Origin of the sequence: Pseudomonas sp. NPDC087804 (genome assembly GCF_044742965.1) — a bacterium.
GTDB classification, from domain to species: domain Bacteria; phylum Pseudomonadota; class Gammaproteobacteria; order Pseudomonadales; family Pseudomonadaceae; genus Aquipseudomonas; species Aquipseudomonas rustica.
Genome location: NZ_JBIUVN010000002.1, coordinates 44292 through 66214 on the forward strand (window position 1 = coordinate 44292; position 21923 = coordinate 66214).

At 59.1% G+C, this 21923-nt stretch carries 15 protein-coding genes and 1 pseudogene; 11 read left to right on the forward strand and 5 right to left on the reverse strand.

All coding sequences use genetic code 11. The annotated features are described in order from the left end of the window. The 6 genes from fadB to ACIOMO_RS07320 all read left to right on the forward strand — a co-directional run. Positions 1 to 1965: fatty acid oxidation complex subunit alpha FadB (gene fadB, locus ACIOMO_RS07295; RefSeq protein WP_401239527.1), on the forward strand; the 1965-nt coding region annotated here is incomplete at its 5' end. Between the two features lie 32 nt (positions 1966 to 1997). Continuing rightward, complete coding sequence (gene fadA, locus ACIOMO_RS07300) at positions 1998 to 3173, forward strand: acetyl-CoA C-acyltransferase FadA (protein WP_053122093.1); 1176 nt, start codon at positions 1998 to 2000, stop codon at positions 3171 to 3173. Between the two features lie 99 nt (positions 3174 to 3272). Then, positions 3273 to 3509 carry a DUF1653 domain-containing protein gene (locus ACIOMO_RS07305; RefSeq protein WP_007910467.1) on the forward strand — a complete coding sequence of 79 codons (237 nt, stop codon included), beginning with the start codon at positions 3273 to 3275 and terminating at the stop codon, positions 3507 to 3509. 162 nt (positions 3510 to 3671) lie between these two features. Next, complete coding sequence (gene topA / locus ACIOMO_RS07310) at positions 3672 to 6254, forward strand: type I DNA topoisomerase (protein WP_401239974.1); 2583 nt, start codon at positions 3672 to 3674, stop codon at positions 6252 to 6254. Between the two features lie 144 nt (positions 6255 to 6398). Next, positions 6399 to 6923: a DUF6586 family protein gene (locus tag ACIOMO_RS07315; RefSeq protein WP_053122089.1), complete on the forward strand. Its 525-nt coding sequence runs from the start codon at positions 6399 to 6401 to the stop codon at positions 6921 to 6923. A gap of 106 nt (positions 6924 to 7029) precedes the next feature. Next, positions 7030 to 7263, forward strand: a complete 234-nt coding sequence (locus tag ACIOMO_RS07320) for a hypothetical protein (protein ID WP_008082203.1) — start codon at positions 7030 to 7032, stop codon at positions 7261 to 7263. A 97-nt stretch (positions 7264 to 7360) separates the two neighbouring features. Here the strand turns inward: ACIOMO_RS07320 and sulA are convergent, their stop codons facing one another. Together sulA and lexA are read right to left on the reverse strand one after the other, a co-directional pair. Beyond that, positions 7361 to 7834, reverse strand: a complete 474-nt coding sequence (gene sulA / locus ACIOMO_RS07325; protein ID WP_401239531.1) for an SOS-induced cell division inhibitor SulA — start codon at positions 7832 to 7834, stop codon at positions 7361 to 7363. A gap of 10 nt (positions 7835 to 7844) precedes the next feature. After that, the gene (gene lexA, locus ACIOMO_RS07330) at positions 7845 to 8453 is read right to left on the reverse strand and encodes a transcriptional repressor LexA (RefSeq protein ID WP_053122085.1); all 609 of its coding nucleotides are present in this window, start codon (positions 8451 to 8453) and stop codon (positions 7845 to 7847) included. Positions 8454 to 8682: 229 nt separating this feature from the next. Here lexA and ACIOMO_RS07335 point away from each other — a divergent pair, with 229 nt between their 5' ends. The 4 genes from ACIOMO_RS07335 to ACIOMO_RS07350 all read left to right on the forward strand — a co-directional run bounded on the left by ACIOMO_RS07335 (position 8683) and on the right by ACIOMO_RS07350 (position 14612). Next, the gene (locus ACIOMO_RS07335) at positions 8683 to 9390 is read left to right on the forward strand and encodes a TetR/AcrR family transcriptional regulator (protein WP_019648307.1); all 708 of its coding nucleotides are present in this window, start codon (positions 8683 to 8685) and stop codon (positions 9388 to 9390) included. Between the two features lie 158 nt (positions 9391 to 9548). Continuing rightward, positions 9549 to 10559: a beta-N-acetylhexosaminidase gene (nagZ, locus tag ACIOMO_RS07340; protein ID WP_159814289.1), complete on the forward strand. Its 1011-nt coding sequence runs from the start codon at positions 9549 to 9551 to the stop codon at positions 10557 to 10559. Between the two features lie 12 nt (positions 10560 to 10571). Beyond that, positions 10572 to 11309, forward strand: a complete 738-nt coding sequence (locus ACIOMO_RS07345) for an S-methyl-5'-thioinosine phosphorylase (RefSeq protein WP_401239535.1) — start codon at positions 10572 to 10574, stop codon at positions 11307 to 11309. Between the two features lie 9 nt (positions 11310 to 11318). Further along, positions 11319 to 14612: an SNF2-related protein gene (locus tag ACIOMO_RS07350; RefSeq protein ID WP_401239538.1), complete on the forward strand. Its 3294-nt coding sequence runs from the start codon at positions 11319 to 11321 to the stop codon at positions 14610 to 14612. A gap of 128 nt (positions 14613 to 14740) precedes the next feature. Here the strand turns inward: ACIOMO_RS07350 and ACIOMO_RS07355 are convergent, their stop codons facing one another. Genes ACIOMO_RS07355 through mfd form a run of 3 tightly spaced genes read right to left on the reverse strand, consistent with a single transcriptional unit; the run spans position 14741 to position 21469 of the window. Beyond that, the gene (locus ACIOMO_RS07355) at positions 14741 to 17431 is read right to left on the reverse strand and encodes a DEAD/DEAH box helicase (RefSeq protein ID WP_401239541.1); all 2691 of its coding nucleotides are present in this window, start codon (positions 17429 to 17431) and stop codon (positions 14741 to 14743) included. Positions 17432 to 17442: 11 nt separating this feature from the next. Further along, positions 17443 to 18009 carry a CsiV family protein gene (locus ACIOMO_RS07360; RefSeq protein WP_053122077.1) on the reverse strand — a complete coding sequence of 189 codons (567 nt, stop codon included), beginning with the start codon at positions 18007 to 18009 and terminating at the stop codon, positions 17443 to 17445. Between the two features lie 10 nt (positions 18010 to 18019). Then, a complete protein-coding gene (gene mfd / locus ACIOMO_RS07365) occupies positions 18020 to 21469 on the reverse strand; it encodes a transcription-repair coupling factor (RefSeq protein ID WP_159814281.1) in 3450 nt (1149 codons plus the stop codon). A 354-nt stretch (positions 21470 to 21823) separates the two neighbouring features. On the opposite strand from mfd, the pseudogene ACIOMO_RS07370 reads away from it, so the two are divergent. Next, positions 21824 to 21923: pseudogene (locus ACIOMO_RS07370) on the forward strand (glyceraldehyde-3-phosphate dehydrogenase); the annotation flags it as partial.

A 21923-nucleotide genomic window follows, 5' to 3' on the forward strand; every position in this document is an offset into this window, starting at 1 on the left:
AAGGACGTATTCATCGTCGGCGCCGACATCACCGAATTTGTCGAGAACTTCAAGCTGCCGGATGCCGAGCTGGTTGCTGGCAATCTCGAAGCCAACAAGATCTTCAGCGATTTCGAAGACCTCAATGTTCCGACCGTAGCGGCCATCAATGGCATCGCTCTGGGCGGCGGTCTGGAAATGTGCCTGGCGGCTGACTATCGCGTCATGTCGACCAAAGCCAAAATCGGTCTGCCGGAAGTCAAACTGGGCATCTACCCAGGCTTCGGCGGCACTGTGCGTCTGCCGCGCCTGATCGGTGCCGACAACGCCATCGAGTGGATTGCCTCCGGCAAGGAAAACCGCCCTGAAGACGCGCTGAAAGTCAGTGCCGTCGACGCTGTGGTTGCTCCGGAAAAACTGCAGGAAGCGGCTCTTGAGCTGATCAAACGCGCCATCTCCGGCGAGTTCGATTACAAGGCCAAGCGTCAGCCGAAGCTGGATAAGCTCAAGCTGAACGCCATTGAACAAATGATGGCTTTCGAAACCGCCAAAGGTTTCGTTGCCGGTCAGGCTGGCCCGAACTACCCGGCGCCGGTTGAAGCGATCAAGACCATCCAGAAAGCTGCGAACTTCGGTCGTGACAAGGCTCTGGAAGTCGAAGCTGCAGGTTTCGTCAAACTGGCCAAGACCTCTGCCGCGCAGAGCTTGATCGGTCTGTTCCTGAACGATCAGGAACTGAAGAAAAAGGCCAAGGCCTACGACGAAATCGCCAAAGACGTGAAGCAGGCTGCCGTACTCGGCGCAGGCATCATGGGTGGCGGTATCGCTTATCAGTCGGCCTCCAAAGGTACGCCGATCCTGATGAAGGACATCAACGAGCACGGTATCGAGCAGGGTCTGGCCGAAGCCGCCAAACTGCTGGTTGGCCGCGTTGATAAAGGTCGCATGACCGCTGCGAAAATGGCTGAAGTCCTCAACGGCATTCGCCCAACCCTGTCCTACGGCGACTTCGGTCACGTCGATCTGGTTGTCGAAGCTGTTGTCGAGAACCCGAAGGTCAAGCAAGCCGTTTTGGCTGAAGTGGAAGGTCAGGTCAAAGAGGACACCATCCTCGCGTCCAATACCTCGACAATTTCTATCAGTTTGCTGGCCAAGGCCCTCAAGCGTCCGGAAAACTTCGTCGGCATGCACTTCTTCAACCCGGTGCACATGATGCCGCTGGTGGAAGTGATCCGTGGCGAGAAGTCCAGCGAGCTGGCTGTTGCCACCACCGTTGCTTACGCCAAGAAAATGGGCAAGAACCCGATCGTCGTCAACGACTGCCCGGGCTTCCTGGTCAACCGCGTACTGTTCCCGTACTTCGGCGGTTTCGCCAAACTGGTCAGCGCCGGTGTGGACTTCGTCCGTATCGACAAGGTCATGGAAAAATTCGGCTGGCCAATGGGCCCGGCATACCTGATGGACGTGGTCGGCATCGACACCGGTCACCACGGTCGTGACGTAATGGCTGAAGGTTTCCCGGATCGCATGAAGGATGACCGTCGTTCGGCCATCGACGTGCTGTACGAAGCCAAGCGTCTGGGTCAGAAAAACGGCAAGGGCTTCTACGCCTACGAAGCCGACAAGAAAGGCAAGCAGAAGAAAGTCGCCGATCCATCGGTACTCGAAGTGCTCAAGCCGATCGTTTACGAGCAACGCGAAGTCACTGACGAAGACATCATCAACTGGATGATGATCCCGCTGTGCCTGGAAACCGTGCGTTGCCTGGAAGACGGCATCGTTGAAACCGCCGCCGAAGCCGACATGGGTCTGGTCTACGGTATCGGTTTCCCTCCATTCCGTGGCGGTGCACTGCGCTACATCGATTCGATCGGTGTTGCCGAGTTCGTTGCCCTGGCTGACCAGTACGCTGATTTGGGCGCGCTGTACCACCCGACCGCGAAGCTGCGTGAAATGGCCAAAACCGGCCAACGGTTCTTCGGTTAAGCGTCCCAACTTTTGAGCGAGAGTGAAATTTTATGAGCTTGAATCCAAGAGACGTCGTGATTGTCGACTTCGGTCGTACTCCGATGGGCCGCTCCAAGGGCGGCATGCACCGCAACACCCGCGCCGAAGACATGTCGGCGCACCTGATCAGCAAACTGCTGGAACGCAACGTCAAGGTCGATCCGGCGGAAGTCGAAGACGTGATCTGGGGCTGCGTTAACCAGACCCTGGAGCAGGGCTGGAACATCGCGCGCATGGCGTCGCTGATGACCCAGATCCCGCACACTTCGGCCGGCCAGACCGTCAGCCGTCTGTGTGGCTCGTCGATGAGCGCGCTGCACACTGCTGCGCAAGCGATCATGACCGGTAACGGTGACGTGTTCGTGGTTGGTGGCGTCGAGCATATGGGCCACGTGAGCATGATGCACGGTGTCGATCCGAACCCGCACATGTCGCTGTACGCGGCGAAAGCCTCGGGCATGATGGGCCTGACCGCTGAAATGCTCGGCAAAATGCACGGCATCACTCGCGAGCAGCAAGATGCTTTCGGCGTGCGTTCCCACCAGTTGGCCCACAAGGCCACCGTGGAAGGCAAGTTCAAAGACGAAATCATCCCGATGCAGGGCTACGACGAGAACGGTTTCCTGAAACTGTTCGACTATGATGAAACCATTCGTCCGGAAACCACCCTGGAAAGTCTGGCGGCCCTCAAGCCTGCCTTCAATCCAAAGGGCGGCACCGTGACGGCGGGTACTTCGTCGCAGATCACCGATGGTGCTTCGTGCATGATCGTGATGTCGGCGCAGCGCGCACAAGATCTGGGTATCCAGCCAATGGCGGTTATCCGTTCGATGGCAGTGGCAGGTGTGGATCCGGCAATCATGGGCTATGGTCCAGTTCCGGCAACACAAAAAGCCTTGAAGCGTGCCGGTCTTGGCATCAACGATATCGACTTCTTCGAGCTCAACGAAGCTTTCGCTGCACAGGCTCTGCCAGTGCTGAAAGATCTGAAAGTACTCGACAAGATGAACGAGAAGGTTAACCTGCATGGCGGCGCGATCGCCCTGGGTCACCCGTTCGGTTGCTCCGGTGCCCGTATTTCCGGCACCTTGCTGAACGTGATGAAGCAGAATAGCGGCACCTTCGGGGTAGCCACTATGTGCATTGGTCTCGGCCAAGGCATCTCCACCGTCTTCGAACGCGTTTAAGCGTCTCGTCGATGGAAGCCGGGGCCAAGTGCCCCGGTTTTTGTTTTTCTGGATTTATTTTTGTTTTTATTTTGAAAAAATTTGAGTGAGGGCCAAAACATGCCGATACAACCTGGGCTCTACCAACATTACAAAGGTCCGCAGTACCGTGTATTCAGTGTTGCGCGGCATTCGGAAACCGAAGAAGAAGTGGTCTTTTACCAAGCCCTGTATGGCGATTACGGCTTTTGGGTACGCCCCTTGAGCATGTTTCTCGAGTCGGTCGAGGTTGACGGCGAGCAGGTGCCGCGCTTTGCTTTGGTGCAAGCTGAACCGAGCCTTTTTTCCAAGGCATAAGGCGAGTGCGCACAGAACCGTGTGCTTGACCTCACCTTGTATCAACTATATATAGCGGTGCCGCGTCAGGCGCCAACCGCCTTTCACTTCTAGAATTCAGGAATTTTCTGATCCATGGGCAAATCGCTGGTCATTGTGGAATCCCCGGCTAAGGCCTAGACCATCAACAAGTATCTGGGTAACCAATACGTGGTGAAGTCGAGTATCGGCCATATCCGAGACCTGCCCACCAGCGGTTCGGCTAGCGCCAGCAAAGAGCCAGCCGCCAAGCGCGGCAAGGCTGCTGCGGGCGAAGGTCCGGTGCTCTCGCCGAAAGAGAAGGCGCGCAAGCAGCTCGTCTCGCGTATGGGTGTCGATCCCGATCATGGCTGGAAAGCCAAGTACGAGATCCTCCCGGGTAAAGAGAAGGTCATCGAAGAGCTGCGCCGGCTCGCCAAAGATGCTGACACCATCTATCTCGCAACCGACTTGGATCGCGAGGGGGAAGCCATTGCCTGGCACCTGCGCGAAGCCATCGGTGGTGACGACAGCCGCTACAAGCGCGTGGTGTTCAACGAAATCACCAAGAAAGCGATTCAGGAAGCGTTCTCCAAGCCGGGCGAGCTGGACATCGATCGTGTCAACGCTCAGCAGGCGCGTCGGTTCCTCGACCGCGTTGTCGGTTACATGGTCTCGCCGCTGCTGTGGGCGAAGATCGCCCGTGGCCTGTCCGCTGGCCGCGTGCAATCTGTAGCCGTGAAGCTGGTCGTGGAGCGTGAGCGCGAAATTCGTGCGTTCAACCCGGAAGAGTACTGGGAAGTGCATGCCGATCTCGGCACCACCAAAGGCTCGACCGTGCGTTTCGAAGTGGCTCGCGAAAAAGGCGAAGCCTTCAAGCCGCTGAACGAAGCCCAGGCCACGGCCGCGCTGGAAAAGCTCAAGGCTTCCAGCTACAGCATCGTCAAACGCGAAGACAAGCCGACCAGCAGCAAGCCTTCGGCGCCGTTCATCACGTCGACCCTGCAACAGGCTGCGAGTAACCGCCTGGGCTTCGGCGTGAAGAAAACCATGATGATGGCCCAGCGTCTGTATGAAGCCGGCTACATCACGTATATGCGTACCGACTCGACCAACCTCTCGGCCGATGCCGTAACAATGGCGCGGGCTTACATCGAAGACGAGTTCGGCAAGAAGTACCTGCCGGAAACGCCGAACGTCTATAGCAGCAAGGAAGGCGCACAAGAGGCTCACGAAGCGATTCGTCCTTCCGACGCCAACACTATTCCAAGCAAGCTGGCGGGCATGGAGCGCGATGCAGAGCGTCTCTACGAGCTGATCTGGCGCCAGTTCCTGGCTTGCCAGATGCTGCCGGCCCAGTACCTGTCGACTACCGTCAGCGTCGGCGCTGGCGATTTCGAGCTGCGCGCCAAGGGCCGCATCCTCAAGTTCGACGGTTACACCCGTGTCATGCCGCAAATTGCCAAGCCGGGCGATGACGACGTTCTGCCTGATATGGCGCAGGGCGACGTGATGAAGCTGATCAAGCTCGATCCGTCGCAGCACTTCACCAAGCCGCCGGCGCGTTACTCCGAAGCCAGCCTGGTGAAAGAAATGGAAAAACGCGGCATCGGTCGTCCTTCGACTTATGCGGCGATCATTTCGACCATTCAGGATCGCGGTTACGTGACCCTGCACAACCGTCGTTTCTATTCGGAAAAGATGGGCGACATCGTTACCGAGCGTCTGTCGGAGAGCTTCTCGAACCTCATGGACTACGGCTTCACCGCCGGCATGGAAGAGAATCTCGATGACGTGGCACAGGGCGAGCGCGACTGGAAAAACGTGCTGGACGAGTTCTATGGCGACTTCAAGAAGAAGCTCGAAGTAGCCGAGAATCCGGAAAACGGCATGCGTGCCAACCAGCCGGTGATGACTGATATTCCGTGCACGACCTGCGGCCGTCCGATGCAGATTCGTACCGCATCGACCGGCGTGTTCCTCGGCTGCTCGGGCTACAGCCTGCCGCCGAAAGAACGCTGCAAGGCCACCGTCAACCTGGTGCCGGGCGATGAAATCGCTGCGGACGATGAGGGCGAGTCGGAGTCGTTGGTACTGCGCGGCAAGCATCGTTGCCCGATCTGCAGCACGGCGATGGACGCTTACCTGCTCGACGAGAAGCGCAAACTGCACATCTGCGGTAACAACCCGGATTGCGCTGGCTACGAAATCGAAGAGGGCAGCTATCGCATCAAGGGCTACGAAGGTCCGAGCCTGGAATGCGACAAGTGCGGCAGCGAGATGCAGCTCAAGACCGGCCGATTCGGCAAGTTCTTCGGTTGCACCAACCCTGAGTGCAAGAACACCCGCAAGCTACTGAAAAGCGGTGACGCGGCGCCGCCGAAGATGGATCCGGTGAAGATGCCTGAGCTGAAATGCGAAAAGGTCAACGACACCTACATCCTGCGCGACGGTGCGTCCGGCTTGTTCCTGGCGGCCAGCCAGTTCCCGAAAAACCGCGAGACTCGTGCTCCGCTGGTGATCGAGATTGTGCCGCACAAAGATGAGATCGATCCGAAGTACCACTTCCTCTGCGACGCGCCGAAGAAGGATCCTGATGGTCTGCCAGCGGTTATCCGCTACAGCCGCAAGACCAAGGAGCAATACGTGCAGACCGAAGTCGACGGCAAGCCTACCGGTTGGAAGGCTTACTACGACGGCGGCAAGTGGACCGTTGAAGACAAGCGTACGAAGGCCAAGGCCGAGTAAGCGTTAGTCCGATACTGAAAAGGCCGCATGCAAACCCTCGGGTTTTCATGCGGCCTTTTTGTTTTCTGCTTGCGGTGGGATCGGCTGATCCACGACACTGTCCGGCCTGTGTGAAGCAATTATTTCGTTGTGGAGAGCGCCGTCATGGCTCACGAACTCTATACCCGTACCAATCAAAAGATCTATTTCGCCGGCCTGTCGCTGGAAGCTCTGGCTCGCGCTGAAGAAGGGCGGGCGATGAATTCTCTGGCGCTGATTCAGGCCGGGCGGGAATCGGCGTTATTCCACCTCTACGGCGCTTTGCTGGGTCTGTGCCACGAGATCGCCGGGTTCTATCGTCTACCTCAGGCCAATGCGCCACGGGCAGAGATGCTGTTGACGCGCGAAGTGCTGGAGTCGATAGCGATTCCCGAAATGGCCGAAATGGTCGAATTGGCGGGTAATCCTGAAACCTGGCTGGCGAAATTGTTGGCGGCGCATTCGGCACTGTTTCAGCCTCCGCGGGTGCCACACAAGCCAAAGGGCGACGTGACCCAGCCGCTGATTCAGGCGATCAATCTGGATGAAGAAGAGGCGCCAGAAGAGTTGAGCCGAGAGGAACTGGAGAGCTGGCGGCAGAATCTGAAAGGCTTGGCGATTCGTTTTCGTGAAGGATTGAACGAGTGCTGAGACTGATTGACGCGGTGGCAATCTGAAACATGCTGCTGGTCAAGATCCCGAGCGAATCCTGAATGATGTCTATATAATCCCTGCCTTTCGTGGAGAACAGACCTATATGCCAACGTCCTTTCTAGAAATTGTCGAGTTACCAGACGGCCGAATCGAACTGCGCAGGGCTGAGGACGAAGGTTCTTTGGTGACTCTGGATTTCTCCGAGGATGCCAAGACTTTCCTTCAGGGTCAGCACGTGGAAATCGCCAAGGCGATGTTAAGCGTCGGCGTGCAGATGGCCGGCCGGATGATTGAAGGTGAGTTTGATAAGGAAGAGGGGCCACGGGTTCTTCACTGATCCCTGCCTGCTTTTCGTTTTTATCGGTACCGCTTCAGATCGGCTTCTCTGTCCTTGGAGAAGCCCTGCGCTTCACACAGCGCATTTCACCTGCGAATCAACCCAAGCGAATGTTCAGGCTTTGAGCGTCGCCCGTGCGGGCCGCGCTGATCATTTGCTGACGTGAGGTTGTGTTCAGCGGGTTGAGCCAGGTCACCACTGTGTGACTGCGGCCCAGACGCAATGCCTCGCACGCCAACTGCTGAGCACTTTGCGTGCCGCGCGGTTGCAGCAGCAGAATACGTTCGCGGTTCAGGCCGGCATCGCGCAGCCAGGTTTGCGTCAGGCTGGCAGGCGGCGCGATCAGCGTCAGCCAGCGAGCGTCCTGATCCTCGCTCAATTCGCGAAGGATCGGGGCGAGCAGGTTCAGGCAGTTCCCGGCCGCACCGCGCAGAGACAGCTCACTGAATACTTCAGGTTCGGCATTCCATTCACGCTCGACCACTTCTTTGAGGATCGGCGCCATCGGTTGCGCCAGAAACGCTTCGAATAAAGGCAGTTGTGTTTGCTGAGGTGTGTGTGGGAACTGCATAAAGCCTCCTTTAGCGGCGGATAACGCCGACACTCAAGCCTTCGATCACCAGTTCCTGATCTTTCAGGTCGACTTCGATAGGGGCGAACTCAGGGTTTTCGGCCATCAGCCAGACTTTGCTGCCTTCACGCTTGAAGCGTTTGACGGTCACTTCATCGCCGATACGGGCGACAACCACCTGGCCGTTACGCGCTTCGCGGGTGGTGTGGACGGCCAGCAGGTCACCGTCGAAAATGCCGATGTCCTTCATGCTCATGCCGTGCACGCGCAAAAGGTAGTCGGCACGCGGGTGGAAGAAGGCGGGATTGATGTTGCAGGATTCTTCGATGTGCTGCTGAGCGAGGATCGGCGCACCGGCAGCGACACGGCCAATGACCGGCAGGGTAGAGTCGTCAGCCTTGGCTTCGAAGCCAGGGATGCGAATGCCACGAGAGGCGCCCGGGGTCATTTCGATGGCGCCTTTGCGGGCCAGCGCCTTGAGGTGTTCTTCTGCCGCGTTAGGCGACTTGAAGCCCAGTTCCTGAGCGATTTCCGCACGGGTTGGCGGATAACCGTTGTCTTCGAGGCAACGTTTTATAAAGGCCAGAATCTCGGCTTGGCGTGGCGTCAGCTTTAGCATAATGATCGCTCTGTCTTTTTATACAGTGACTGGGATTATATACAGTGAAACGCTCTTGGCAATGCCCGTTTTTTTGCCTGCCGCCGGACGGTCGGCAGCACTGCTTATAAATGCGTCGGGCTTGTGTGGTTAAATAGCTGACCGACCATTCCCAAAACGAACTGGCAGGCTTGACAAGGCATAGGCTGAAACGTATGTTTCAAACAAGTGTTTGTCAGGCGGAGTAGCCATGGCCCAGTCGGAAACCGTTGAACGCATTCTTGATGCTGCCGAGCAGTTGTTCGCGGAGAAAGGTTTCGCGGAAACCTCATTGCGTTTGATCACCAGCAAGGCTGGCGTCAACCTGGCAGCAGTGAACTATCACTTCGGTTCGAAGAAGGCCCTGATACAGGCGGTTTTCTCGCGCTTCCTCGGGCCGTTCTGCCTCAGCCTCGATAAAGAGCTGGAGCGCCGTCAGGCCAAGCCTGAGAACAAGCCGACCCTCGAAGAACTGTTGGAAATCCTCGTCGAGCAAGCCCTCGTGGTGCAACCACGCAGCGGCAACGATCTGTCGATTTTCATGCGTTTGCTCGGCCTCGCGTTCAGCCAGAGCCAAGGCCACTTGCGCCGTTATCTGGAAGACATGTACGGCAAGGTATTCCGTCGCTACATGTTGCTGGTCAACGAAGCCGCGCCGCGTATTCCACCCATCGAACTGTTCTGGCGCGTGCACTTCATGCTCGGCGCTGCGGCCTTCAGCATGTCCGGTATCAAGGCGTTGCGGGCGATTGCCGAGACCGATTTCGGCGTCAACACTTCCATTGAACAAGTCATGCGCCTGATGGTGCCGTTCCTCGCCGCGGGCATGCGCGCAGAAACCGGCGTCACCGACACGGCCATGGCCACCGCGCAACTGCGTCCGCGCAGCAAATCAACGCCGGTCGCCGCCAAGGTTTAACCGCGCACGGGTGGGCGCGGCAGCTTGTATCCGCTAAGCTAGCCGCCCATGCCGACTCTCGTTCTGAACCCGATCCAAACAGAAATTGCCGACCTGCCGAGCACTGCTCACGGTAGCGATTTCCTGCGGATCGGGTTTTTCGTTTTCAAGGAATCTCTATGACTGCTGGCCTGCAAGGCTCGTTGATGGTGGACGTCGCCGGTACCTGGCTGACGGCCGAAGATCGCCAATTGTTGCGTCAGCCCGAAGTGGGCGGCCTGATTATTTTCGCGCGTAACATCGAACATCCGCGCCAGGTGCGTGAGCTCAGCGCCGCGATCCGCGCGATTCGCCCGGATCTGCTGCTGGCGGTGGATCAAGAGGGCGGTCGTGTGCAGCGTCTGCGTCAGGGCTTCGTGCGCCTGCCGGCCATGCGCGCCATCGCCGACAACCCGAATGCCGAATACCTCGCCGAACAATGTGGCTGGATCATGGCCACCGAAGTGCTGGCGGTCGGCCTCGACCTGAGTTTCGCCCCGGTGCTCGATCTCGATTACCAGCGCAGCGCCGTGGTCGGCACCCGTTCCTTTGAAGGCGATCCCGAGCGCGCCGCAGTCCTTGCCGGGGCATTTATTCGCGGCATGAACAGCGCGGGCATGGCGGCCACCGGCAAGCACTTCCCTGGTCACGGTTGGGCCGAAGCTGATTCCCACGTGGCGATCCCGAATGACGAGCGCAGCCTCGACGAGATCCGCGCCAACGACCTCGTGCCGTTCGCCAAACTCAGCAAACAACTGGCCGCGATCATGCCGGCGCACGTCATCTATCCGCAGGTCGATTCGCAGCCAGCCGGTTTCTCCCGCCGCTGGTTACAGGACATCCTGCGCGGCGAGTTGCAGTTCGACGGCGTGATCTTCAGCGACGACCTGTCGATGGCCGGCGCTCACGTGGTCGGCGACGCCGCCAGCCGCATTGAAGCCGCGCTGACTGCCGGTTGCGACATGGGCCTGGTGTGCAACGACCGCGCCGCTGCCGAACTCGCCCTTAGCGCCGCGCAACGGATGAAGGTCAAGCCCTCCGCCCGAATTGCGCGTATGCGCGGTCAGGCCATTGCCAGCACCGAATATCGCCAGGATCCGCGCTGGCTCACCGCCATCGGCGCGCTCAAAGACGCTCAACTGATCGATTAAGGATTTTTCGTTATGACCGTTTACGCAATCATCGGTGGCACCGGCCTGACTCAACTCGAAGGCTTGACCATTCGCCAATCGCTGGCAGTGGACACGCCTTACGGCGCGCCATCGGCCGAAGTGCAGATCGGCGAATACGCCGGCAAGGAAGTGCTGTTCCTCGCCCGTCACGGCCACCCGCATCGCTTCCCGCCGCACAAGGTCAACTACCGCGCCAACCTGTGGGCGCTGAAGCAGGCCGGCGCCGAAGCGATCATCGCGGTGAATGCCGTCGGCGGGATTCATCCGGCGATGGGCACCGGGCATTTCTGCGTGCCACATCAGATCGTCGACTACACCAGCGGCCGCGAGCACACCTATTTCGCCGATGATCTGGAGCACGTCACCCACATCGACTTCAGTTTTCCCTACAGCGAACCGCTGCGTCAGCAATTGATTGCCGCCGTGGCTGCTGAAGGTTGCGAGTTCAGCGATCAAGGCGTTTACGCCTGCACCCAAGGCCCGCGTCTGGAAACCGTGGCCGAAATCGTGCGCCTGGAGCGCGATGGCTGCGACATCGTCGGCATGACCGGCATGCCGGAAGCCGCGCTGGCGCGTGAACTGGATCTGGATTACGCCTGTCTGGCGCTGGTAGTGAACCCGGCAGCGGGCAAGACCACCGAAGTGATCACCATGGCCGAGATCGAGCAGGCGCTGCATGACGGCATGGGCAAGGTGAAGTCGACATTGGCGCGGGTGTTGGCCGGCTAAGGGCTGCCCATGAGCATTTTCATCGAGCGGCTCAAGTCGTCGGCCTGGACTCAGGCATTCACTAGCAGCGCGCTGGCCAAGGCTCGCGCTTATGCCGCCGATGATCGAGTAGAGATCATCGAGATCGATGACAGAAAGATCGAGGCGTTCTGCGTCGGTTCGCAAGATCAGGCGTATGAACAAACCATTTACCTGTCCGAAGATCGGCTGGGCTCCGTCAGCTTGCGTTGCCTTTGCACCTGTCCTGTCGCTATCGACTGCAAGCATTGCGCTGCGGTGCTTTATCACCTGCAGGGCAGTGATCATAGTGCGTCTGAAAGTGACGCACAGATCCCGCTGGGTCGGGCGCTGGAACATTGGCTTTCGACAATTCCGGTGCCGGCCACGCCCGCCGTAGAGGGCGCGCAAACCGCAGGCACGCGCCTGTTTTACAAGCTCAAGCCAACGTCAGTGAGCGGCAAGTGGCTGCTCGATATTTTCAAGGTTTCCCAGCTCAAGAGCGGCGAGTTACGCGAAGTCAAACCGATGTATTCGCTGGCGGAAATGCTCATGCGTCAGCCCGGCTACCTGTCCGAGCTGGATCTGCGCGTCGCCAGGCTGCTGGTAGCCATGCACTCGCACCACGCCTATTACAGCGGCTATCCGCTGGAAGGCAGCAGCGGCGCCGAACTGCTGGACATGCTCCTGCGCACCTCGCGGCTGTTCCTCGATTTTGAAGATCTGCGCCCGTTGGTGGCGGGGGCGAAACGCACCGGCCAGTTCGCCTGGGCCGAACAGGCCGACGGCGGCTTCCGTGCGCAGTGGAGCAGTGCCGAGGCGGCGCAAGAAACCGTGCTGGCGCTGGAGCCGCTTTATTACCTCGATCGTGAGCAGCGGCAGATTGGCCCTCTGTTCAATGAACTGGAAGAAAAACTGGCCAGTCATTTGACGCTGGCGCCGGACGTTCCGGCGCGTCAGGCCATGCAGTTCAGCCATCGCATGAGCACCGCAACGAGAATCCCGCCGCCACACCAACTGACCGAACGAGTCATCGACGACGTACTGCCGCAGCCACAACTGACCCTCGTCAGCGGTCGGGAGCGCTCGCGCTGGGAATACGTTCTGGAGCACCGCGCCGCCCTGGTGTTTACCTACAACGGCCAGCCGACGGTGGATCGCAATCCGGAAGTGATGATCCTCAACGGCACCGAAACCCAGCGTATTCAACGCCAGCCTGCGGTGGAAAAGCAGCTGCGCCAGATCCTGCAAAAGCACGGCTTCAAGAAGGCCACGCGCAAGAGTTCGCTGGATCGTCGCGGCGAGATGTTTACCTTGCCGGATGATTCCGCCTGGCTCGGGTTTATGCACGAAGGGCTTGCCACCCTGCGCGCCTTGAACTGGCAAGTCGAGATCAGTGACGGCTTTCATTTCAATGTACAGCCAGTCGAGCATTGGTACGCCGAGGTCGAAGAAGAGGCTGGGCATCAGTGGTTTGATTTGCAGTTGGGTATCGTCGTCAATGGCCAGCGCTACAGTTTGCTACCGATCCTTCTGCACTTGTTGCGCACCCAGCCGCGCTTGCTCGACCCGGTCAATCTGGCACAACGCAGCGATGACGAAAAACTCCTGATCGAACTGAAGCCCAGCGGTTTTGGTGACTCTTCGGGCGCCAAGGTCGCGCTGCCGCTGAGTCGGGTCAAACCGCTGATGGCGACGCTGGGCGAGTTGTACTTGGGCGGTCATCAGGGCGATGCACTGCGCTTGAGTGTCCCGGATGCCGCGCGCTTGAGTATGCTCGATGGCGTGCCGCTGGATTGGCAGGGTGGCGAGCGGCTGCGCACCTTCGCCAAGCGTTTGCAGAATTCCAGTCACACCCACGTCGCTGCGCCGGCCGGTCTTAACGCGCAACTGCGCCCGTATCAGCTCGAAGGCCTGAACTGGATGCAGACCCTGCGTGAGCTTGAGGTCGGCGGCATTCTCGGCGATGACATGGGGCTGGGTAAAACCCTGCAAACCCTGGCGCATCTGCTCACGGAAAAACACGCCGGTCGCCTCGATTGCCCGGCTCTGGCGGTGATGCCGACCAGCCTGATTCCCAACTGGCTCGACGAGGCCGAGCGATTCACCCCGCAGTTGAAAGTATTGGCGCTGCACGGCACGGGACGGCAGAAAGATTTCGCCAATCTGGCCGAGTACGATCTGGTGCTGACCACTTACGCGTTGCTGCCGAGGGATCTCGAGGTTCTACAGCCGCAGCTGTGGAGCGTGCTGATTCTCGACGAAGCGCAGAACATCAAAAACCCGATCAGCAAAGCGGCGCAAGCCGCGCGTGATCTGCAGGCCCGTCAGCGCTTGTGCCTGAGCGGCACGCCATTGGAAAACCACTTGGGCGAGCTGTGGTCGCAGTTTCATTTCCTAATGCCCGGATGGCTTGGCGACAGCAAATCCTTCAATCGCGATTACCGCACGCCAATTGAAAAGCACGGCAATGTTCAGCGCATGCAGCACCTGACGGCACGGATCAAGCCGTTTTTGTTGCGTCGCAAAAAGGATCAGGTCGCCACCGAGTTGCCGCCGAAAACCGAAATCGTCCATTGGGTCGATCTCAGCGACGGCCAGCGCGATGTCTATGAAACGGTTCGCGTCGCAATGGACAAAAAAGTCCGCGACGAGATTGCCCGCAGTGGCGTGGCGCGCAGTCAGATCATCATTCTCGATGCCTTGCTCAAGCTGCGGCAGGTTTGTTGCGACTTGCGCCTGATCAAGATGCCAATGACAGCCAAGGCACTGCGTTCCGGCAGTGGCAAGCTGGTCAGCCTGATGGAAATGCTTGAAGAGTTGCTCGGCGAAGGTCGCAGAATCCTGCTGTTCTCCCAGTTCACTTCGATGCTCGCTTTGATCGAGGAAGAATTGCAGCAACGGGATATTGCCTATTCGCTGCTGACCGGTGACACCACGGATCGGCGTACGCCAGTGAAGGAATTTCAGGGCGGCAAGGTACCGTTGTTTCTGATCAGTCTGAAGGCGGGCGGTACCGGTTTGAACCTGACCGCTGCGGACACGGTGATCCACTTCGACCCTTGGTGGAACCCGGCAGTGGAGAATCAGGCCACCGATCGCGCGTATCGCATCGGGCAGAACAACCCGGTGTTTGTTTACAAGCTGATTGCCCGTGGCACGGTGGAGGAGAAGATACAGGCGTTGCAGCAGGAGAAGGCTGCACTGGCCGGGGCGGTGCTTGAGGGTGGGACGACGGGTGGCTGGAAGCTGGAGCAGAGTGACATCGAGGCGTTGTTTGCGCCGTTGCCTGTTTCCAAGAGTTGAGCCTGGGTTTTAACTGTTAGACCGAGGTGAGTCATTCGCGAGCAAGCTTTGCTCCTACAGGGATCTGCGGCGTCCACCCGTAGGAGCAAAGCTTGCTCGCGATAGCTATCCAACAGACAACAAAGGTCTCAACGCTTGTCGAGCTTATCCGGCAGCGGCGCAAACAGCGCTTCAATATCATCACTCTGCAACTTCCAGTCCCCGGCCTTGCGCCCATCCAGCACGCCTGCCGCCAAGTCGGATTTTTCCTTTTGCAGGTGCTGAATCTTCTCTTCCACCGTGCCCCGGGCAATCATCTTGTAAACGAATACCGGTTTCTCCTGACCAATCCGGTACGCCCGATCCGTCGCCTGATTTTCGGTCGCCGGGTTCCACCACGGGTCGTAGTGAATCACCGTGTCCGCTTCCGTCAGGTTCAGACCAACACCACCGGCCTTCAGGCTGATGAGAAAAATCTGACGCTTGCCGCTCTGGAATTCCTTCACCGGTGTACGCCGATCGCGGGTCTGGCCGGTCAATAGCGCGTAGGAAACATTACGCTTTTTCAGCTCTTGCTCGATCAAGGCCAGCATCGAGGTGAACTGCGAAAACAGCAGAATCCGCCGTCCTTCCTCAAACAACTCCTCAAGCATTTCCATCAAGCTGTCGAGCTTGCCTGAGGTGCTGCCGCGAGCGGGCAGGGTGGCATCGTTGACCAAGCGCAAATCACAGCAAACCTGACGCAGCTTCAACAGCGCCTCAAGAATGATGATCTGACTGCGCGCCACGCCTTTGCGGGTGATCTCGTCGCGGACTTTCTTGTCCATCGCCAAACGCATGGTTTCGTACACATCGCGCTGCGCTTCGTTGAGATCGACCCAATGGATGATCTCGGTTTTCGGCGGCAGCTCGGTGGCGACCTGCTCTTTGGTGCGGCGCAGCAGGAACGGTTTTATCCTACCGTTGAGGTGCTGAAGTCTGGCTTCACTGCCGCGCTTTTCAATCGGCACACGGTAATCGGCGTTGAAGCTTTTTACGTCGCCGAGCCAGCCCGGCAGCAGGAAGTGAAACAGCGACCACAGCTCGCCCAAGTGGTTTTCCAGCGGCGTACCGCTCAGGCACAGACGCTGGCGTGCGTTGAGCTCGCGCGCGGCTTGAGCGGCTTTGCTGTTGGGATTCTTGATGTACTGCGCCTCATCCAGCACCAACACGTGCAGCGGCTGCTTGGCCAGACGTTCGACGTCTTTGGGCAGCAGCGCGTAGGTGGTGAGGATCAGGTCGAAATCGGCCAGATTATCGAAATGTTTTTTGCGCGTGGCGCCGTACAGCGCGACCACTTTCAGCTGCGGGGTGAAGTGTGCCGCCTCATCCAGCCAGTTCGGAATCAGACTAGTCGGCATCACTACCATGCACGGGCGATCCAAACGTCCGGCATTTTTCTCGCTGAGAATATGCGCCAGGGTCTGTAGGGTTTTACCCAAACCCATGTCATCCGCAAGGATCCCGCCGACTTCCAGTTGCCGCAGCGATTGCATCCAGCTCAGGCCTTCGAGCTGATACGGACGCAGCGTCGCGTTCAGTCCTTCCGGTGCTTCAGCGCTGAAATCACGGATGTCGCGCAAGCGTTGGGCGAACGTGCGGATCTGCTCGCCACCCTCCCACAGCAGCGGCAGGCCTTCCAGAGAATTGAGTCGCGTCGCGTCGGCCTTGCTCAGGCGCAGGGTGGTTTCGCCCGGCTCCTGCAAATAGAACTCGCCGAGCGTCATCAGCACAGGTTTCAACCGGCCCAGCGGCAACGCCACCTGCAGTGGCCCGTGCTCGATATTGCGTTGCGGCACGTTGACCAGAATCAGCTCGTCATCGCGACGGCGCGCAAGGCGTTCCGGGTTGAGAATTTCCGCGTGCGAGCGCATCAGGTTAAGCAGGATCGGCAGCAGACTCAGGCGCTCGCCGTTGACGATGATCCCCAGCTCCAGATCAAACCAGTCGCGCTCCGGCGCCTGCTCGACCGTGGCGTACCAGTCATCCACGGCAGTCAGGTCAAAGCCAAACTCCTCGTCGATCTGCAATTCCCAGCCTTGGGTGCGCAGCTTCGGCAAATCGTTGAGGGTAAACGTCAGCCAGGCGCTGTCGTTGACCATTTCATACAGCTCGCCCGCGCTTTCCGGCAGCGCTTTGCTCTGGCGCGTGGCGATACGAAAGCCGAGGATTCTTAACTGTTCACGGTAGGACTGTTCGACTTCCGGATGACGTTTTATCCGCAGGGTCTGGGTTTCCTGACGGATCAGGATGTCGCTGTTTTTCTGCCCGCTGACGTACTCATCCAGATAGCTGAACGACAGCGCCGCGCGGTGCTGAATGTAGCGCTGCATCTTGCCGTTGCGCGGTTCGAAAGCGCTGAACTCGACACTGGCCAGCCACAGGCGCGGCATCGGCTGCACATTGTCGACCAGCACTTGCGGTGGCGCTTTAGGGCCACGGTTTTCCAGCACGGCTTGAAGTTTCTCCAACAGCTCGGCGTCTTTGGCAGCGGCGGGGTAGTCGAGGGTTTCCTGCACTTTCAGCAACACTGCCGCGCAATGTTTGCAGTTGCTGCGAACCGGGCAGGTGCAGCCGGCATCGACCAGCAGCAGAGTGCCTTTGGCTGACTCGCGAAGATGAATCGTCTGACGGTAAACGTTACCGCCAGAGCCTTCGCAACTGGCGGTGATCGTTGCATCGCCGACCTGGGCGATGCGTACCCGGTTTTCCAGGGCGTAGCGGCGGCCACGCTCCAAGCTCTGTTCCTTGAATCGGCTGACCCAGGAGGGCGCCAACGGTTTACTCAGCGGCGGGTTCATAAGGACTTCGATCAGTCCGGAATCGCTTCAGGCGCTTCCCGTGGCGCAGGCGCGGTCAGGGAAGTGATCTTGATCAGCAGGGCCAGATGGCCGTTGTCGAGATAGTTGAGTTGGCCGTTCTTGGTGTGGCTGTCCTGTTTCAGGCGTTCACTGGCGGTGACCAGGCCATTGGTGTCGATCTGATTGACCCAGAAATCGGCAGCGACGTCGGTGAAGCGCCCGAGCTTCATCTCCAGCGTGCCCTCGATCGGGAACTGGCCGTATTGCTCCTGACCGTCGCTGACCGCGACTTTCGCCGGTGCTTCGCCGAGGGTCTGCTGCCAGGCCTTGTGCATCAGGACTGTGTAGTCGCCACTGGCGGTGAGTTTAGTCACCACGTCATTCAGCGCCGGGGTGCGCTTGCTGTCATCGCCCAAACGCTGGGCGCCTGCGGCCCAGTCTTCCGGCGCGGCACGGCTGACGATGGCCGGCACGGCGTTCTGGCGCACCAGAATCATTTCGACCTGATACAGGTCATCGGCGAAAACCGAAGGTGCTACCAGGGTGAGTAGCAAAGTCAGCGAGCGAAACAGGCGCATGCGGCGTCCTTTAAACAGATTTCGGGAGGAGGCGCTCAAACAGCGCCTCTACAGTATTAAAGCGCTCTTCCGGGCGTTCCATCGGCACCTGGAACTTGAACATCGTGGCGCCTTCGAATTTGTAGCGTTTCGGCTGGCTCTGGATCAGCTTGATCAGCGTCATCGGATCGACCGGCGTCTGCGCTTCGAACTCGATGCGTCCACCTTGCGGCCCGCCATCGACCTTCTTGATGCCCAACTGCTCAGCCTGCAACTTCAACGCCGTGATGCGCACCAGATTTTTCGTCGGTTCCGGCAACAAGCCGAAACGGTCGATCATCTCGACTTGCAGATCCTTCAAACCTTCCTCGTCGGTCGCCGAAGCAATGCGTTTGTACAGAATCAAGCGCGCGTGGACATCCGGCAGATAGTCTTCCGGAATCAGCGCCGGCACCCGCAAGTTGACCTCCGGGCCACCGCCGAGCGGTTGATCGAGGTTCGGTTGCTCGCCCTTGCGGATCGATTTCACCGCGCGTTCGAGCATTTCCATGTACAGCGTGAAACCGACGGCTTGAATCTGCCCGCTCTGGCCATCGCCGAGCAGTTCGCCGGCACCACGGATTTCCAGGTCGTTGGTCGCCAGCACGAAACCGGCACCGAGATCCTGAGTATTGGCGATTGCTTCCAGACGCTTTTCCGCGTCCGAAGTGATTTGCTGGCGCGGCGGCGTCAGCAAATACGCGTAAGCCTGGTGGTGACTGCGGCCGACACGGCCACGCAACTGGTGCAGTTGCGCCAGGCCGAATTTGTCGGCGCGTTCGATGATGATGGTGTTGGCGCTCGGCACGTCGATGCCGGTCTCGATGATGGTCGAGGCGATCAGCACGTTGAAGCGCTTGTGATAGAAGTCGCTCATCACTTGTTCGAGTTCGCGCTCGCGCATCTGTCCGTGGCCGATGCCGATACGCGCTTCCGGTACCAGTTCGGCGAGGTCGGCGGCGCATTTCTCGATGGTTTTCACATCGTTGTGCAAGTAGTAAACCTGACCGCCACGCAGCAGTTCGCGGAGCAGGGCCTCTTTGACCGTGCTCTTGTTCTGCTCCATGACGAAGGTGCGCACCGACAGGCGTCGCGCCGGCGGCGTGGCGATGATCGACAGGTCGCGCATGCCCGACACCGCCATGTTCAGCGTGCGCGGAATCGGCGTGGCGGTCAGCGTGAGGATGTCGACTTCGCTGCGCAGGGCCTTGAGCTGTTCTTTCTGACGGACACCGAAGCGGTGTTCTTCGTCGATGATTACGAGCCCGAGGTTTTTGATTTTCACGTCATCGGACAGCAACTTGTGCGTGCCGATGACGATGTCGATCTTGCCTTCCGCCAGATCGGCGATCGCTGCATTCACTTCCTTGGCCGATTTGAAGCGGCTCATCACTTCCACGCTCACCGGCCAGTCGGCGAAGCGGTCGCGGAAGCTGTTGTAGTGCTGCTGGGCGAGCAGGGTGGTCGGCACCAGAATCGCCACCTGGCGGCCACCGTGTACGGCGATGAACGCCGCGCGCATGGCCACTTCGGTCTTGCCGAAGCCGACGTCGCCGCAGACCAGGCGATCCATCGGTTTCGGCGCGAGCATGTCGGCGCGCACGGCTTCGATGGTGGTTTGTTGATCCGGAGTTTCTTCGAACGGGAAACCGGCGCTGAACGTCGCGTAGTCGGCTTTCGGGTCGGCGAACGCATAACCTTCGCGAGCGGCACGGCGGGCATAGATGTCGAGCAATTCAGCGGCGACGTCACGTACCTGTTCAGCGGCTTTGCGTTTGGCTTTCTGCCAGGTTTCCGAGCCGAGACGGTGCAGCGGGGCCAGCGCATCATCGCTGCCGGTGTAGCGCGCGATCAGATGCAGGTTGGCCACCGGCACGTAGAGCTTGGCGTTCTCGGCGTATTCGAGGGTAAGGAATTCGGCGGCTTGATCGTCGATTTCCAGAATCGTCAGGCCGAGGTAGCGACCGACACCGTGATCGATGTGCACCACCGGCGCACCTTCGCGCAGCTCGGTGAGGTTTTTGATCACCGCATCATTGTTGCCGTCGGCACGCTTCTCGCGACGGCGACGCTGCATGACGCGTTGACCGAACAGCGGACTTTCTGCGACCAGCGCCAGCGCCGGATCATCCAGCATCAGGCCTTCGTCGAGCGGGGCGATGGTGATCGCCAGACGATCCTTGCTCGCAACAAAGTCCGGCCAGCTATCGACAGTTTTCGGCCGCAGCTTCAGACGTTCGAGCAACTCCAGCAGCACTTCGCGACGGCCCGCGGATTCAGCAGTGAACAGCACGCGCCCGGGGAATTCATCGAGGAAGCCAGCCAGCGCGGCCAGCGGTTGCGTGGCTTTGGCTTCGATCGCCAGATTCGGCAGGGCTTGCGCCGGGAAGCGCTCGCGACCGGCGCCGCTTTCGACGTCTTGCTGACTGGCAACCACTCGCGGCCAGCTCTTCAGGCGCGCGAAGCAGTCTTCCACCGGCAGGAACAATTCGGCGGGCGGCAATAAAGGACGCGATGGATCGACGCGGCGCTCTTCGTAACGATTGCGCACGTCGTTCCAGAAATTCTCCGCCGCTTGCTCGATGCCCGGCAGCGAGAACACTTGCGTGTCCTGTGGCAGGTAATCGAACAGGGTCGAGGTTTCGTCGAAGAACAGCGGCAGGTAGTACTCGATACCGGCCGGGGTGATGCCGCTGCTCAGATCCTGAAAGATCGGGCAGCGACGGAAGTCGACGTCGAAACGCTCGCGAAAGCGCGCCTTGAAACGGGTGACTGCGTCTTTCTGCAGCGGAAATTCGCGGGCCGGCAGCAGCTTGACCGAGTCGACCTTGTCGATGGAGCGCTGGTTTTCCGGATCAAACGTGCGCAGGGTTTCGATTTCGTCATCGAACAGGTCGATGCGATACGGCAACTTGCTGCCCATCGGAAACAGGTCGATCAGCGCGCCGCGCACGGTGAATTCGCCGTGCTCATACACCGTGTCGACGTAGCGATAGCCGCTGGCTTCGAGCCGCGAGCGCATCTGTTCGACGTCGAGTTTCTGCCCGACATCCAGTACCAGGCTGCTGCCGAGCAGGAATTTGGTCGGCGCCAGACGGTGCAGGGCCGTGGTGATCGGCACCACCAACACACCGTGTTCCAGTTCCGGCAGCCTGTATAAGCTGGCAATGCGCTGGGAAATGATGTCCTGATGCGGCGAGAACAGATCGTAGGGCAGGGTTTCCCAGTCGGGGAAATGCAGAACGGGCAAATCCGGGGCGAAGAAACTCAGCTCCTGTTCCAGTCGTTCAGCACTCTGGCTGTCGGCGGTCAGTAGCAGGGTGAAGCGCTTGGCAGCGCTGGCAGCCTCGGCAATCGCCAGACTGAGGGCAGCGCCGGGCAAATTGCCCCAATGCTGTTTACCTGCCTCGGCAGGGAGTTGCGGTAGACGCAGAACGGGCACGGAAGGTTGAGCTCCAGGCTTTGCGACAAAGTCGGTAATTGTAGCGGCGTCGGGTGTCGCCTGTCAGTTGCAGACTACGTCTATCTTCACTGTTTTGGCGAAATGTAGTGGTAACCATAAAAACGAGCACTTTTTTAGTGGTTATGTAGTGCCGAAATTGGCTCGTGTTACGGAGGGTTACAGACATCGTCTAACAGTCGACGAAAAATTGACTGCGCTGGAAGCCGCGTATTTACTGGGCTGGCGCGAGGCGTGATTTTTTTGAAAGGAATTTTGTTACCGATTTCGCGACAAGCGCGCATTGCTGAATAAGGTTGTGGGCGGCATAATGTAGCCCCTTTTTTCTGCCCCTACATGTGGAAGGTTACCGTGACTCAGAAGCCCGACCAGTGTCTTGGTGAATGGATCGACCGTGAAGCACTCGCAGAAGCGATGATCCCGCTTATCGGTCAGC

Coding starts and splice junctions, on each gene's coding strand:
- ACIOMO_RS07335 (WP_019648307.1), top strand. CDS start 8,683: ATGGCCCAGTCGGAAACCGTTGAACGCATTCTTGATGCTGCCGAGCAG.
- nagZ (WP_159814289.1), top strand. CDS start 9,549: ATGACTGCTGGCCTGCAAGGCTCGTTGATGGTGGACGTCGCCGGTACC.
- ACIOMO_RS07350 (WP_401239538.1), top strand. CDS start 11,319: ATGAGCATTTTCATCGAGCGGCTCAAGTCGTCGGCCTGGACTCAGGCA.
- sulA (WP_401239531.1), bottom strand. CDS start 7,834: ATGCAGTTCCCACACACACCTCAGCAAACACAACTGCCTTTATTCGAA.
- ACIOMO_RS07320 (WP_008082203.1), top strand. CDS start 7,030: ATGCCAACGTCCTTTCTAGAAATTGTCGAGTTACCAGACGGCCGAATC.
- ACIOMO_RS07315 (WP_053122089.1), top strand. CDS start 6,399: ATGGCTCACGAACTCTATACCCGTACCAATCAAAAGATCTATTTCGCC.
- ACIOMO_RS07345 (WP_401239535.1), top strand. CDS start 10,572: ATGACCGTTTACGCAATCATCGGTGGCACCGGCCTGACTCAACTCGAA.
- fadA (WP_053122093.1), top strand. CDS start 1,998: ATGAGCTTGAATCCAAGAGACGTCGTGATTGTCGACTTCGGTCGTACT.
- ACIOMO_RS07305 (WP_007910467.1), top strand. CDS start 3,273: ATGCCGATACAACCTGGGCTCTACCAACATTACAAAGGTCCGCAGTAC.
- ACIOMO_RS07360 (WP_053122077.1), bottom strand. CDS start 18,009: ATGCGCCTGTTTCGCTCGCTGACTTTGCTACTCACCCTGGTAGCACCT.
- lexA (WP_053122085.1), bottom strand. CDS start 8,453: ATGCTAAAGCTGACGCCACGCCAAGCCGAGATTCTGGCCTTTATAAAA.
- ACIOMO_RS07355 (WP_401239541.1), bottom strand. CDS start 17,431: ATGAACCCGCCGCTGAGTAAACCGTTGGCGCCCTCCTGGGTCAGCCGA.